The following is a 15,061-nucleotide window of genomic DNA, read 5'->3' on the forward strand; positions in this document are numbered from 1 at the left end:
AGCTAATTTTGCCTGAATTTTTGCATTCGGCAAGATTTGACTGGCTGGCAAAGTTACCGCACTCGATTGAATGGCAACGTAACTAATTTTTAAACTAACCCACGGCGAGTAGACGACTTTACCGCCAGCATCTGTCACTTTATTTCTTATTTTTACAGTACCTGATTTTTTAGCTGTAATCAAACCAGTAGTCGATACTGTCGCTAAGTTGCTATCGCTAGTTTCCCATGTTGTTGATTTCAGATTCGCATTACTTGGCGTATTAACTGCTTTAGCTTGAACTTTGGCATTCGGCAATGCTTGACTAGTGGGTAATGTTAGCTGACTTGATTGAATCGCAACGTAACCAACTTTGATACTAACCCATTTACCATAGACTGTCTTATTGACAGAATCTTTGACAACAGCACGAATACTGCCTGTTCCTACTTTTTTAGCTGTAAGCTGTCCCTTACTGTCAATCTCTACATTGGCATTGGCACTTTCCCATGTCGTAGTCGTTGCCAAAGCACTTGGCAAAATCGAAACTTTTGCTTGTGTTTTTTCTCCAAGCAAAAGACTGCTTTTCGATACCGAATTATTAACAGCTGTAACGGGAACGCCAACTACCTTGAGCGTCACCCAGTCAGTGACCCATTTGTTTTTACCTGCACCATCAGTAACCGTGGCACGAATTTTTTCTGTTCCTGGTTTTATACCTGTAAATGTGCCTGGATTGGTTACTTTACCATAACTTCCAGCAACTTCCCATGTCGCTTTAATATCCCAATTAGCAAAAGCTGCTGAGCCAACACCTTGGACGTATAAAGCAACTGATTCTCCAACTTTTACAGTATTGTTATACTTAACTAAAATTGTAACCTGCGGTTTCGTTTTAAAAACATAAGCAGATACCTCTTGATTAAAGACAAAAGTAGCTAACAAAGCCAGTAACATTAACAATTTTTTAAATTTTGATATTTTCATAATTCTCCTCTTACATCTACGATAATTCCTTAAACATTGTATTATAACCATACATTTAGCAATTCGACAAATTTACCTTAACACTTCCTTTCGGTATTTTCCAGGACTTCTACCTGTTAGCTGTTTGAAAACACGCTCAAAGTAACTTTTTTCACTAAATCCAAGTCTATTCGAAATTTCTTGTGTTTTTAGACCTTGTCTTATCATTTTTTTAGCAAGCATTACCTTAAAGGAACGATAAAATTTTGTAAATGTCTTTCCTTCAATCTCTTTAAATTTTCGATTAAAAGTCGCCGTTGACATATAACAATCCTCAGAAATATCAGCCAATTTATAACTTTTATCTGGGTTATCCAAAATCTTTTTTATTGAATCAAAAAGAGACGTATTTTCAAATTTTTCCAAAACACCTTCATAATAAGCCAATATTTCGTAAGGATCAACCCTATCTATATGCTTTACAAGACATTCTTTAGAGATAATAATACCGTCAAATTCCCCTTTCTCTTTTAAAAGAATTGACAATTCACATTGAAAATCACAAAAATTTATAGATAAATTCGATTCATTATTTAAATAAGCACTATATCCTTCAGATAAAAGATAATTCAAGATTGGCTCTTCAATTTTTTCACAACGACTATCATACAATATTACTTTATTAGAAAGTATAATTGAAAACTTTATACTATGCGATTCAAGTTCATTTATTATATTAATAATCTTAATAAAAAATCAGCCCCTTTCTGCTATTTTTAACTTTATATAACTATGTATAGTATAACAAAATTATTTCTAAAAAAACATGTACATTTCAATCATTTTAATATAAACTCTATACATTCGATAGGCAAATAAAAAAGAGCTTCCGCTCAATTTCAGTCTGTCTATGTCAAAGTCGCATAAATCTCATTAACCAATTCTTCCGTCTTATCCCAGCCGAGACAAGGGTCAGTAATCGACTTGCCATAAACATCGGGTTCATCTTGACGACCGTCCTCTAAGTAAGACTCAATCATAAAACCACGAACAATTGCCTTGATTTTATCATTCCAATCGCGGTTAATCAGTGTTTGGCGGACAATGCGGATTTGCTCCAAAAATTGCTTGCCCGAGTTGTCATGGTTGGTATCCACCATGATAAAGGGATGTTTCAACCCCATTTTTTCATAGATAGTAATGGCTTTCAGCAAGTCGTCATAATAATAATTCGGCTCATTTTCACCGTGATCATTGGTCGAGCCACGTAAGATAACATGCGCCAGTGGATTGCCATCTGTGTCAACTTCAGCATTCCCATACAGGAAATTTTGCTTGTTTTGCGCTGCATGAATGGCATTGAACATCACACTAAGATTACCAGAAGTCGGATTTTTCATGCCAGTTGGTGCGTCTATCCCAGATGCCACAAAACGATGCTCTTGATCCTCAACCGAACGCGCACCAATCGCATGATAGCTGACCAAATCATCCACCATTTTCAGATTTGACGGATAAAGCATCTCATCAGCCGTCGTTAAGCCAGTCTGTGTGATGACCTTGTAATGCAAATCGCGCACAGCTTGAATGCCGTTAATCAAATCGGGGAGTTTGGACGTGTCAGGCTGGTGCATAAGCCCCTTGTAGCCGTCACCGTTGGTACGAGGTTTCGCCGTGTAAACACGCATAACCATAAACACCTTGTCCTTGACTTTTTCCTGTAACTCAGCCAAACGATGCGCATAATCTAGCACAGCGGTTTCATTATCTGACGAACAAGGACCGATAACAAGCAAAACGCGGTCGTCTTCGCCCTTGATGATACGTTCAAGTTCAGTATCACGCGCGATTTTATGCGCCAATACGTCGCCCTCAAGTTTCGCGTGTGATTTGATGTCGGCGATGTCAATCGTCTCGCCTTTTTGATGAATACCCATTTCATTAAATTCTTTCTATTTTTACAATATTCTGATAGTTATACTGAAACAAAAACTGAAGTTTACTCCAGTTTTTGTTTATAGATAAAGCGTTATTTATTCGCCAAGTGTTGCATAAATCTCATTAACCAACTCAACCGTCTTGTCCCAGCCAAGACATGGGTCAGTGATTGATTTGCCAAAAACTGTTGGCTCATCTTGGCGACCGTCTTCGAGATAGGATTCAATCATGAACCCGCGCACATATTTGTGAATCAGTGGATTCCACTGACGGTTAATCAAGGTCTGACGAACAATGCGGATTTGTTCCAAGTAACGTTTGCCAGAATTATCATGGTTGGTATCAATCATGATAAATGGATTTTCAAGTCCCATTTTCTCATATTGCGCAATCGCATCAAGCAAATTATCCGTGTAGAAATTTGGCATATTTTTGCCATATTCATTCAAAGCACCACGTAAGATAGCGTGTGCCAAAGGATTCCCTTCAGTTTCAACTTCTGTCCGATTGAACAAGAAATTCTGAGGTGCTTGTGCGGCATAGATACCATTAAACATGACATTGAGATTACCAGAAGTCGGATTTTTAAGACCAACTGGCATATCAATACCAGATGCCACAAAACGATGCTGTTGATTTTCAACCGAACGCGCACCGACTGCAATATAGCTGACCAAATCATCAACAATTCGCAAATTTTCGGGATAAAGCATCTCATCAGCCGTTGTCAGACCAGTTTCGGTAATCACTTTATAGTGCAACTCACGAACAGCTTTGATACCGTTCAAGAGATTGGGTTGCGCCGTCGCATCGGGCTGATGAATCAAGCCTTTGTAGCCATCACCATTTGTCCGAGGTTTTGCCGTGTAAACACGCATGACCATAAAGATTTTATCTTTGACTTCTTCTTGGAGCTTAGCCAAACGATGCGCATATTCAAGCGCAGCCGCCTCATTATCAGAGGAACATGGACCTATAATCAGCAAAATGCGGTCATCTTCGCCTTTGATAATCGCCTCAAGCTCACGATCACGCACCGTTTTTAAAGCCTTAGTTTCCTCAGAGAGTTTACCTAATTCCTTGATTTCTTCAATCTCCAATTTTTGGGATACTTCTTTAAATGTCATACTTTTTCTTTCACTCTTCTCTTAACTATTTAAGCAGTCGTCACACGACCATGACAATTTTTATACTTCTTACCAGAACCACACGGACACGGATCATTACGACCAACTTTTGGCGAGTTCATGCCTGCAATCTTGTAACCACCTTGCCTTGGAGCAGGTTTAGGTTCAGCTGACGTTTCAAGTGGCGCAACTGTCGTTGCAGCTGCTGCAACTTGTGTCAAATCTTCTAGTGAAGCTGTCGTCACAATTTTTGGTGCTGGCGCTTGCTCAGTTGCTGTTTGCGGATGAATTTGTGCTTTCATCATCAAACGTGTCACTTCAAACTCAATCGCACCAACCATGTTATTAAACATGGTAAATGATTCCTGTTGATATTCAACTAGCGGATTATTTTGCGCATAGCCACGCAACCCAACACTTTGACGCATTTGGTCAAGTTGGTCAATGTGTTCAGACCAGTTAGTATCAACCGTTCTGAGGATAACAGCTTGTTGGAAACTCAATCGACGGTTTGCTTCAATCAATTTCTCCATTTGCGAGTCGTAAATCGCTTTAACTTTATCGAAAATCAAGGCTTTAACTTGTGGCAAAGTCTTACCTGATAATTCAGCTTCTGTCAACCCACCATTTTCAGCTAACAAATTACTTTCAGCTTGGACAATCAAATCTTTCATGTCCGATTCTGACAATTTACCTAAGATAGCTTGACCGTCAACCATTCTGTCAATTGTACGATTAAACATGCCCAAAAGTTGTGGCGTCAAATCATCTTTGGCTGTAATCACTTCATAACGCTGATGATAAATGACTTCACGTTGCTCGCGAATCACATCGTCATATTGCAAAACTTGTTTCCGAGAATCATAGTTGTTCCCCTCAACACGTTTTTGTGAGGCTTCAATTTGGTTGGTAATCATACGCGATTTGATAACCGCATCTTCGCCCTCAATCTTGAATTTGTCAAGCACCGCAGCCACACGTTCACTACCAAAACGACGCATGAGGTCATCTTCTAGCGACAGGTAAAACTGTGATACACCTGGGTCACCTTGACGACCTGAACGACCACGCAACTGATTGTCAATCCGACGAGACTCGTGGCGCTCCGTCCCAATAACTGCAAGCCCTTGATACTCCTCGTCTGGATGGTCAATGACACCTGCACCAAGCTTAATATCAGTCCCACGACCCGCCATATTGGTCGCAATCGTAACCGCACCTTTTTGACCCGCATTCATGATAATTTGCGCTTCTTTAAAGTGATTTTTGGCATTCAACACTTCATGCGGAATGCCCGCTTTAACCAGTTCATTAGAAATGATTTCTGATGTTTCAACACCGACTGTCCCAATCAAAATCGGTTGTCCTTGCTCATGACGCTCGCGTACATCACGGATAACTGCCGCAAATTTCGCCTCAATCGTTGGATAAAGCAAGTCTGGATGATCCAAACGCTTAACTGGCTTATTTGTCGGAATTGGAACGACTTGAATATTGTAAATTTCGCGAAATTCTTCTGCCTCTGTTTTACCAGTACCAGTCATCCCTGCAAGTTTTTTATACATACGGAAATAGTTCTGGTAGGTAATTGAAGCCATTGTTTTCGACTCATCTTGAATTGGCACAGCTTCCTTGGCCTCAATGGCTTGGTGAAGCCCATCAGAAAAACGACGTCCCTCCATAGCACGACCTGTAAATTGGTCAACTATCAAAACTTCTTGATTTTCATCAACCATATAATCTAAATCAAGTCCCATGATATAATTGGCACGCAAAGAATTATCAACAAAGTGAGTCAAAGCTGCATTTTCAAGGTCATAAAGATTATCAATCGCAAAGAATTTTTCAGCTTTGTCAATCCCGTCCTCAGTTAAACTAATCGTTTTAGACTGAACATCAATCTTGTAATCGTCGCCATCCTCATACTCCTCACGCCCAACCAAGGTTTTAACAAACTGATCGGCGCGGATATACAAAGCGCTAGAACTTTCTGCCTGACCCGAGATAATCAACGGTGTCCGTGCCTCGTCAATCAAAATCGAGTCCACTTCGTCAACCAAAGCAAAGTTGAGTGGCCGTTGTGACATCTCGTCAAAAGTCGTTACCATGTTGTCACGCAGATAGTCAAAACCAAGTTCCGAGTTCGTCGAGTAAGTGATGTCGCAAAGATAAGCTGCACGTTTTTCTTCAGGCGACTTGCTTGACGAATTAATCCCGACAGTCAAACCAAGCCAGTTATACAACTCGCCCATTTCTGTCGCATCACGCGCCGACAGATACTCATTGACCGTGACAACGTGAACGCCTTCGCCAGCAAGGGCATTCAGATAAACAGGCATCGTTGCCGTCAAGGTTTTCCCCTCACCCGTTCGCATCTCAGGCACATCGCCATTGTGAAGCACAATCCCCCCCATGATTTGCACATGATAAGGAAAAAGACCAAGCACACGTTTTGCCCCTTCACGCGCCACAGCAAATGCTTCATAAAGCAGGTCGTCAAGTGACTCGCCAGCTTGATAACGCTTTTTGAACTCAGGCGTTTTCGCTTGGAGTTCCTCATCAGAAAGCGCAGCAAAAGTCGATTCATAGCTTTCGACCTTGTCTGCCATTTTATTGAGTTTCTTTAATTGTTTTTTATCATTTTCAATAAGTTGTTGGATGATATTTGCCATTTTTTCTCCTAGGTAATTTTAGGCTTTTCCTAAAATAGAATACTTCTATCAATTTTAACATTTTCTCAGCATAATTTCAATGAATAAAAAAATCGTCTTTCGTAAAAATAGACGATTTTTTATTTTTATCAATTTGGATAGATATAAGTCACACCACTTGGTGTGAACCAACCACGAAAGTCATCAATATATTGATTGCCAGCATAATTCGATTCTTGTACGCGAATTTGCCCAGTGCTACTATTCACATCATAAACGACAGCAACGTGACCATAGCCCCCTTGCCAAACAGCAATAGCGCCAACTTGCGGCACAGAACCTAGTCTAAAGCCTGCTGCTGCTGCAGAAGCTGCCCATTCGCCACCATTTCCCCAGTTATTGCCTGCCCATGGTGCTAAAGATTTAGCGCCCCATGTACATTGACCTACTGGATACCTATTTGACGGATCAGTGGGAACAGGTTTTGGAGGATTAGCAATAGGATCAGGAATAACAATAACATCGCCTCCACCTGGAGTAGGAGGTATCACAACACCTTCTTTAGCTTGCTCTTTAGCTTTAGCTATTGCTGCGGCTTGTTGTTCATTATAAGCCTTTTCTGCTGCGGCTTTTTCTGCTGCGGCTTTTTCTGCTGCGGCTTTTTCTGCCAGAAGTGATGATTTCTCATCTTCCGCCGTCGCACGCTCTGCTGCTAAATTAAGTGTCGCAACTTTGAGTTCTGCTTGTTGAGTTTCAAAAGTTTTAGCTTGGTCCTCAATTTGATTGAGCTTTTCGTAACCTTCGTTGACCTTAGATTGTCGCGTTTCAAGCGCTTTTTCCAAGTCATTTTTAGACGCATCTTGCTGTTTCATCATGTCATTATTCGCTTTGATGACTGTCCGCATTGCAGTAATACGTGATACAGCATCTGACAATGATTTTGAGTTAATAACAGCCTCAACATATGAGGTCGCTGCACCGTCTGTCTGAGCCGAGCGTGCTTGCGCCTTAAGTCGCTCATCACGTTCGGCAATTTCCGTTCTCAAATCAGCAATCTGATCTTTTAATTTATCAGACTGCGATTTTAAATCTTCTGTTTCTTTTTTTAGCTTATCTTGTTTCGCTTTCAAGTCGTCAACTTGTGTCTGAAGTCTAGTCACTTCGGCTTGCGCTTCAGCTTCTTTCGACTTAGTTGAGGCGATTTTATCATTTTGAGCAGCGATTTTATCATCTGTGTCGTCAGCATTGACGGCAATAACTGCACTTGCTGATGTTAAAATAACAGTCGATAATAAAATTGCTGAAATAAGTTTTTTCTTCATTAATTTTTGTTTCCTCCAAATGCTTGACGCGATTTCGGTACAACTTTAATTATACCCTTTCAAATCTTGAGTGATATTACAAAACGATTACAATTTAGTTTTATTTTGTAACGTTCTCTTTGCTTTTGTCATACCGTAAAATTTTTCTAGCGATGTTTGCAAAAGAATCGCCAAAAAAATATTGAGACAAAGACTAGGTGCCATTTGATAAATAATATAGTGCCAAACATTAAATTTAGCAATCTGAAAAACCAACGTCATTGCCCCCGAAAAGAACTCAAAGGCTTCAACAATGATAATCACAGTGAAAATTCGTGTTAAGCGATTAGCAAAAACGGTCTGTCTAATATTATAAACGAAAAGCGCAATAAGTGGAAATAATAAGCTCGCAATACCGTAAACACCGATATAATAACTGTCATAAATTACCCCCATGACAAAAGCAACTATCATCATGTAGCGGTAACTGTGCTGTAAGATGCTGTACGTGAGGAAAATCAAAAATAAGCTTGAGGTAATCGTCATCACGTTGGTACTAATCAACTGTGTTAGTTGCGCATCAAACAACATGATAACCAGTAGAATCACTGGTGTGAAGAATTGAAATGATAACTTGCTCATCTTACTGTGCCTCACTCAAGCCACGCTTGATAACAAACACAAATTGCATATTATCAAACTTGCTTGCTGGCTTGACATAAACTTCTCGGTCAACGCTCTTGGTATTTTCCTTTTCGCCAATGACCTCACCGACAAGCAGATTTGCTGGCGAATTACCGCCAAGTCCCGAAGTCTTAACCTCGTTACCCTTGGTAAATTTAATATCTGATGAAATTTGCGTGATGATAAAAGCATTTCGATGTGCATCATAGCCCGTAATCAAACCATAAGCGGGATTTTCTAGCGAGCCAATGCGGATAGGCACTTTATTTTCCAAAGATTTATCAGAAGTCAAGAGTGCGACTTTAGCAGTTGTTTCATTGACTTGTGTGATACGTCCGACAATGCCGCCATTACTCATGACAATCATATCATCTGCTATACCATCCACACTGCCCTTGTCTATCGTCATTGTATCGCTCCACGAATTTGGACTTCTGACAATAACATTTGAGGCAATTTTTTCATAATTAGTCAGCGTGTTTTTCATACCTAACGTTGCTTTTAATTGTTCATTTTCAACTTTTAGTGCCTCTAACTCATTTGAATCATCGGTCATTTTTGTGATTTTTTTAGACAATTTGGCGTTTTGCTGATAAGTTGTCATTAAATCGTTGAAATCATTTGCCTTGTCTTTGGCGAACTCAAAAGGCGCACCAATAATACCGTCGAGCGTACCAACTGTGTCATTGATAACAACAGTCATAGCTGACGGTTTGACTTTATCTCTAAAATTTTTCACTGAAATTAAAATTGTGACACATGCCGTTATCATCATGACTAAGGCGATGATGATGATTTTACTTAAATTTATCTTTTTCAATGTGGTACTATCTCTCTTTCAGTCAATTTACAACGAACATTCCCTAGAAAATGCGATAAAATTTCGCAGATATAAGCGACTTTATGATTTTTCTAAATTTTTAAGAAGTTGAAGCGCATTGACATCTTCTCATTGCAATCATATTCTTTTATTTTATCAAATTTTACCGAAATTTGATAGAATAGAGTTAATAAATATTGATAAAATTTAATTAACGGAGAAAAACATGATTCCAACTTTTGGCAAAAAACTTGCGAATAAAGATTATCAAGCACGTTACGGCGTGTACGGTATCGTTTCACGCAACAATAACACGGAAATTTGTCTCGTTCAAGCACCGAATGGCGCGTATTTTTTGCCAGGTGGTGAAATTGAAGAAGGCGAAGACCACAAAAGAGCGCTCACTCGTGAACTTCATGAAGAACTTGGCGCTAAAGCTAAATTAGGCAAATATTTGGGACAAGCTGATGAATATTTTTTCTCATCACACCGCGACACTTATTTTTACAATCCTGCCTACATTTATGAAACCGTTTCTTATGAAGTTTTAGGAAAACCTTTGGAAGATTTCAATCATATTGAATGGTTTCCAGTTGAAAAAGCCATTAGAAAGCTCAAACGCGGTAGCCACAAATGGGGCGTGAAAGTTTGGCAAGATTATCTTGAAGCGCTGTGACATGTTTTGACAAAAATAGACACCTCCGATTTGATTAAGGTGTCTATTTTTTATCAATGTTTTTTATAAGCTAAGGCATAAAAAAGTGAAATCATAATCGCACCACCTACGACATTGCCTAGATAAACAGGGACAAAATTTGTCAAAAAATCAAGCCAAGTTGCATGCCCTTTAAAAATTGCAAAAGGAATGAGAAATGAGTTCGCAACGCTATGCTGAAAACCGATAACAACAAAGGTCATGACTGGAAACCAGATAGCAAGAATTTTGCCCGCAAAGTCTTTAGCACCATAGCTTAGCCAAACTGCAAGACCAACGAACCAGTTACAGCCGATCCCCGAGAAGAAAGCCTGTACAAACCCAGCCGCTAACTTACTTTCAGCCACATGGAGCGCTTCTTTGAGATAAGGTTCGCCAGTCAGCGTACCTGCAACAATGCCAAAGAAATAAGCAACAAAAATCGCACCAACGATATTTGAAACTGTGATGACACCCCAGTTTTTTAGCACCTCCAATAAGGTTACTTTGCCTTTGAAAAAGCCAACTGAAACCGCCATCATATTGCCTGTAATCAGCTCGCCACCCGCAAGAAGAATAACAATCAAGCCAACTGGAAAAATTGCTGCGCCAACAAAACCACCATTGACACGCAGATAGGCCATATAACCAAGTGAAATCATGGCACCACCGATAAAGCCTAAAATCAATTTTGAAAGTAGCGGTTTATTGACTTTCACGACCGCCGTAGCAGCTGTTTGTTCGAGAATTTCGTCTGGTGTGTACATAAAAATAACCTTTTTCTATTTTAGTAGTCAAGGTTAATTTTACAATATTTTTTTAGTGATTACAAGTTATTTTGTGACGATTTTCACACCCTCAGTTTCTGATGCGATGATGACTGTTTTGACCATATCGTTGAAAAGACCATGTTCGACAACACCAACGGTGTCATCTAATAATCTAGCAAGTTTTTCTGGTGCGCTAATTTCATTCATGTGTAAGTCAATAATATGATTCCCTGAATCTGTAAGCCACAGTGCGCCTTTGTCATCTAAACGAAAAGTCGGCTTAAAACCACTCTTTTCAAACAAGCGGAAAAGTTGCCCACAACCAAATGGCACAACCTCGACTGGCAAAGGGAAAGCGCCTAAATGTGCAACCATTTTAGACTCGTCAACAATCCAAATATAGTCCTTAGAATAAGTCGCAACAATTTTTTCCATGAGAAGTGCCGCACCGCCGCCCTTGATACCATTGAGGGTTTGGTCAATCTCATCGGCACCATCAACTGTCAAATCAATCGCCTCAACTTCGTCAATATCTTTGAGCGGAATATTCAGCTTACGCGCCTGCGCACTCGTCACGCTTGATGTTGTAACAGCTGTGATTCGCAGATTTTCCGCCGCCACACGTCGCCCTAATTCTGCTACAAAATATGCTGCCGTTGAACCTGTTCCAAGCCCAACAACCATGCCGTTTTTAACAAATTTCGCCGCCTCAATACCAACTTGTCTTTTTAAATTATCCATAGATTCATTATATCAAAAAAACGAATGTGTTTGTTTTGTTTTCTATAAATATTGCAAGTTTTTTTTCTTGACATTTTAATAGCCTTTATCTTTTCTAATCGAAACAGTTGCATTATTTTTATTTTGTAGTAAACTAGACCTAGTATCGAAAACTAGATTACCTAGAAAGGTCTAAATATGCAAGAAAATTTAACCGAATGGGGCAAAAATATTGAGACAGTAACTTTACCGCGTTGGGACGAATTACCCGATATTGAGCTTTACATGGATCAAGTCATTGGACTTGTTGGCAGATATTTGTCGCCGATTTTGACCACGCAAAAACAGGCTTTGCTTACCAAATCAATGGTCAACAATTATGTCAAATTAGAGCTTATCCCCGCTCCCGTCAAGAAAAAATACACCCGCGTTCATCTCGCTTTCCTCATTGCCATCACGCTCCTCAAACAGGTGCTGACGATTCCTGAAATTAAGACTGGCATTATCTACCAAGGGCGAGCTAGTGGGATTCAAAAGGCGTATAACATTTTTTGTGAGACGCAGGAAAATACGATCAGCATTGTTGGTAAGCAAGCGCAAGGTCTTGAAACGAAAGGCTTGTTTACTCAGAAAATTGAGCTAGAATACCTCATTGTGACAGCAGCTTGTACGTCACTTGCGACAAAATTGCTAGCTGAAAAAAGTATCGAACTTACTGAAAATCTTAGCATTGCAAAGGAAGAAGATACCCATGAACTCTGAAAAAATCGCCATTCTCGCTGATTCTGGCTGCGATGTGCCAGACGAGCTACTCAAAGCCGACAACTTCTATACGATTCCACTAAAAATTATCTACAAAGACGGTGACTATACCGATAAAGTTGACATCACAGCTGAAGAAATCTATGCTAAATTGCCGACTGAAATTCCCAAAACGTCACTGCCTGAGGGAAGTGTGATTAATGACCTCTTTGAAAAAATTGCTGCTTGTGGCTTTGAAAAAGTCATCGTCGTTACGATTTCAAGTGGTTTATCGGGGACATTTAACTCGGTTCGACTTGCAGCGGCGAATTTTAAATCACTTGAAATTTTTATGCTTGATACTAAAAACATTGGCATTGGTGCAGGAGTTCAAGCCGTTCATGCTGCTGAATTAGTCAATTCTGGTGCTAGTTTTGATGAGATAACTCAAAAATTGACCGATGACATTACCAAAAGTAAGATATTTTTCAATGTTGCAACATTAGAATACCTCCAAAAAGGTGGGCGTATTGGGCTTGTGACCTCGATTTTAGGCAATGCACTCAAGCTCAATCCGATTATTTCTTGCAATGATGACGGTGTTTATTATATCGTTGCCAAATCTCGTGGACGTAAAAAAAGTTTGGAAAAATCGGTTCAGCTAGTTAAGGAATTTATTGGCAATCATCAGAAATTCCGCCTTGTTGTCGCCCATGGTGGCGCACTTGAAGAAGGACTAGAAATTGTTGAAACTTTGAAAAATATGTTTCCACACGCCATTGAGGTTTTATTTGGCCAGATTTCCCCCGCCCTTGTCGTCCATACTGGTCCGGGATTGATTGGACTTGGCGCGCAGATTTTAGATTGATATTTATAAAAAGCTCAATGTGAGCTTTTTATTTTCTTTCAACAACATTTGCCAAACTATCTATCGCTTCAATAATTCCACTTTTTTGAATACCATTTTTGATGACTATCGAGCCAATCCACATGATAAGTAATAGAATTAGCAACAAAAAACTTAAGGTGATGATGATTACTAAAAGTGTTTCTTTTATTAAAAAGTCCATATTTTCTCCTTAATTCATTTTTTTACAAGTGATTCCGTTTCTACATATGCTAAAGCACCATTTTCAGTGATAAATGCACCAACAGCTACACCGTATTTATGCGTTTTGAAAGAGTTGTCATAAGTAACATACAATTCTGTATTGGCAGGTACAGTACTCCCAGCCGCTTCACTTATACCACCAGCCATTCTTGGAGAGTAACAGGGCGTTTCTTTGGTAGTCAATACTACTTCAACCTTAGCATCAGGACTAACAAGAATAGACGGAAACGTTTTTGCTTCCTTTTCAAAATATGACGTATAAATTTCATTCAACACTTCAACATATACTTCAGACATATCCCTCTTATGTGCAGCCATAAAACCTAAACACACACCATTTTTATCGTATACTGCATAGGGACAATTCTCTTGTGGTTTATTCCACTCAGGACCAGTACCACCTAATCCCGACGTGTTACTTATATATAATTCAGTTCCCGCCTTAGCCATATAAATTACCTGTGAATCGGCAAATATAAATGAGCGTATATTCATATCAAAAAGTAATTTAACTTTGTGTCTTTCATAATCATTGAACAATCGTTCTTCTTTTCGCTGATTCTGTTCATTTGCAACTTTCATCTGTTCATCAAGCGTTGTCTGCGAAAGCCAAACCTCAACTTGATGATTTTGCCACTCAATATGTTTGCCACCTGTCAGATTTTCCCGCACACCATTATCTACCTGAAAAATTTGAACAATCGTGTGCCCATCATAAGTTTTGCCTGTATTTTTATCTTGCCAATTACCATCCAAATCATTAAGCGAGTTTGACACATCATCGGCGAGATTTTGAAGCACAGTCTGTTGATTTATTTCCTTAGTTCTCGCAGAATCTGGCCAAATGTACCATTTAATTTTGGTTAAATCAACATCTTGTGCCACCAAATCCTCCCGAAATTCCTTAAAAGTCATTGTCGAATTAGTTGGCGCATCAAAATAATAATCCTTATCCTTTTGAACGCTACTTTGCTTAGTCGCACTCTCAGCAACATCATCATCAGTCTTAGAAAATTCTTGCCTAGCCAGTAGCACCATTCCCAAAATTGCTAAAATTATCACGCTAACAACACTAATAACAACTTTTTGAAACAGCGGCATAGGCGGCGGTGGCGAACCATTTCTGATATACTTTTCAATCGTCGCCCGTGTTACCCCTAATTTTCGACTTGCATCCGCTATACTTTCATACGACACACCGTCTATAACGACAGGAATTTTATTTCCTTTTGTACCATGCTGTTCATCCATATTATTTTTTCGTCCGTATTTTTCTAAACATGCTAATAGTGTTAGTACTTGGTGTAAATCAAATACTAACACTATTATAAGGTAGTACTTGGCGTAAATCAAGTACCACTTTATTATAAAGTACGATTTCTTTTTAAAAACATATCGTATAATAACTTTTAATTCACAAATGAAAAGTTATAATAGACTTCTCCCGAAATTAAATTTCGAAATTGATAATACCACAAATTAAGGACGCCCGAAGTAAGTGCCTCTTTCTTCGATTACGATATTTCTGAGCCATACACTTAAAGGTTTTGATTTTAGCA

At 39.3% G+C, this 15,061-nt stretch carries 14 protein-coding genes and 2 pseudogenes; 3 read left to right on the plus strand and 13 right to left on the minus strand.

The annotated features are described in order from the left end of the window. From Hs30E_RS08540 to mreC, 9 genes and pseudogenes are all read right to left on the minus strand, one after another. Positions 1–966: Ig-like domain-containing protein (locus Hs30E_RS08540; RefSeq protein WP_172209538.1), on the minus strand; the 966-nt coding region annotated here is incomplete at its 3' end. Between the two features lie 72 nt (positions 967–1,038). Continuing rightward, a complete protein-coding gene (locus Hs30E_RS08545) occupies positions 1,039–1,578 on the minus strand; it encodes a helix-turn-helix domain-containing protein (protein ID WP_172209539.1) in 540 nt (179 codons plus the stop codon). Positions 1,579–1,853: 275 nt separating this feature from the next. Further along, complete coding sequence (locus tag Hs30E_RS08550; protein WP_172209540.1) at positions 1,854–2,882, minus strand: 3-deoxy-7-phosphoheptulonate synthase; 1,029 nt, start codon at positions 2,880–2,882, stop codon at positions 1,854–1,856. Between the two features lie 96 nt (positions 2,883–2,978). Next, positions 2,979–4,013, minus strand: a pseudogene (locus Hs30E_RS08555) (3-deoxy-7-phosphoheptulonate synthase); the annotation flags it as partial. A 26-nt stretch (positions 4,014–4,039) separates the two neighbouring features. Further along, positions 4,040–4,315, minus strand: coding sequence for an SEC-C metal-binding domain-containing protein (locus Hs30E_RS11575; RefSeq protein ID WP_371864150.1), 276 nt, complete (start codon positions 4,313–4,315; stop codon positions 4,040–4,042). Continuing rightward, positions 4,291–6,682 (minus strand): annotated as a pseudogene (secA, locus tag Hs30E_RS08560) (preprotein translocase subunit SecA); the annotation flags it as partial. The gene Hs30E_RS11575 and the pseudogene secA, both read right to left, overlap by 25 nt. 128 nt (positions 6,683–6,810) lie before the next feature. Next, positions 6,811–7,983: a peptidoglycan hydrolase PcsB gene (pcsB, locus tag Hs30E_RS08565; RefSeq protein WP_172209543.1), complete on the minus strand. Its 1,173-nt coding sequence runs from the start codon at positions 7,981–7,983 to the stop codon at positions 6,811–6,813. An 87-nt stretch (positions 7,984–8,070) separates the two neighbouring features. Next, the gene (gene mreD, locus Hs30E_RS08570) at positions 8,071–8,604 is read right to left on the minus strand and encodes a rod shape-determining protein MreD (RefSeq protein WP_172209544.1); all 534 of its coding nucleotides are present in this window, start codon (positions 8,602–8,604) and stop codon (positions 8,071–8,073) included. Between the two features lies 1 nt (position 8,605). Further along, on the minus strand, positions 8,606–9,466 hold the full coding sequence (gene mreC, locus Hs30E_RS08575) for a rod shape-determining protein MreC (protein WP_172209545.1): 861 nt from the start codon (positions 9,464–9,466) through the stop codon (positions 8,606–8,608). Positions 9,467–9,692: 226 nt separating this feature from the next. Here mreC and Hs30E_RS08580 point away from each other — a divergent pair, with 226 nt between their 5' ends. Beyond that, on the plus strand, positions 9,693–10,142 hold the full coding sequence (locus Hs30E_RS08580) for an NUDIX hydrolase (protein WP_172209546.1): 450 nt from the start codon (positions 9,693–9,695) through the stop codon (positions 10,140–10,142). A gap of 53 nt (positions 10,143–10,195) precedes the next feature. Here Hs30E_RS08580 and Hs30E_RS08585 read toward each other — a convergent pair whose 3' ends face one another. Both Hs30E_RS08585 and rpiA read right to left on the minus strand, forming a co-directional pair. Then, positions 10,196–10,927 (minus strand): formate/nitrite transporter family protein, encoded by a 732-nt coding sequence (locus Hs30E_RS08585; RefSeq protein WP_172209547.1) that lies wholly within the window; start codon positions 10,925–10,927, stop codon positions 10,196–10,198. A 66-nt stretch (positions 10,928–10,993) separates the two neighbouring features. Further along, positions 10,994–11,671 (minus strand): ribose-5-phosphate isomerase RpiA, encoded by a 678-nt coding sequence (rpiA, locus tag Hs30E_RS08590; protein ID WP_172209548.1) that lies wholly within the window; start codon positions 11,669–11,671, stop codon positions 10,994–10,996. Positions 11,672–11,848: 177 nt separating this feature from the next. Between rpiA and Hs30E_RS08595 the strand changes: the two genes are divergently transcribed. Both Hs30E_RS08595 and Hs30E_RS08600 read left to right on the plus strand, forming a co-directional pair. Beyond that, positions 11,849–12,412 carry a DUF1836 domain-containing protein gene (locus Hs30E_RS08595; RefSeq protein WP_172209549.1) on the plus strand — a complete coding sequence of 188 codons (564 nt, stop codon included), beginning with the start codon at positions 11,849–11,851 and terminating at the stop codon, positions 12,410–12,412. Beyond that, the gene (locus tag Hs30E_RS08600; RefSeq protein WP_172209550.1) at positions 12,402–13,259 is read left to right on the plus strand and encodes a DegV family protein; all 858 of its coding nucleotides are present in this window, start codon (positions 12,402–12,404) and stop codon (positions 13,257–13,259) included. The genes Hs30E_RS08595 and Hs30E_RS08600 overlap by 11 nt, the downstream gene beginning before the upstream one ends. A gap of 28 nt (positions 13,260–13,287) precedes the next feature. Here the strand turns inward: Hs30E_RS08600 and Hs30E_RS08605 are convergent, their stop codons facing one another. Both Hs30E_RS08605 and Hs30E_RS08610 read right to left on the minus strand, forming a co-directional pair. Continuing rightward, the gene (locus Hs30E_RS08605; RefSeq protein ID WP_172209551.1) at positions 13,288–13,461 is read right to left on the minus strand and encodes a hypothetical protein; all 174 of its coding nucleotides are present in this window, start codon (positions 13,459–13,461) and stop codon (positions 13,288–13,290) included. A gap of 14 nt (positions 13,462–13,475) precedes the next feature. Next, positions 13,476–14,753: a hypothetical protein gene (locus tag Hs30E_RS08610; protein WP_172209552.1), complete on the minus strand. Its 1,278-nt coding sequence runs from the start codon at positions 14,751–14,753 to the stop codon at positions 13,476–13,478. Between the last annotated feature and the right edge of the window lie 308 nt (positions 14,754–15,061).

The organism is Pseudolactococcus hodotermopsidis (assembly GCF_011170085.1).
In the GTDB taxonomy this organism is placed as follows: domain Bacteria; phylum Bacillota; class Bacilli; order Lactobacillales; family Streptococcaceae; genus Pseudolactococcus; species Pseudolactococcus hodotermopsidis.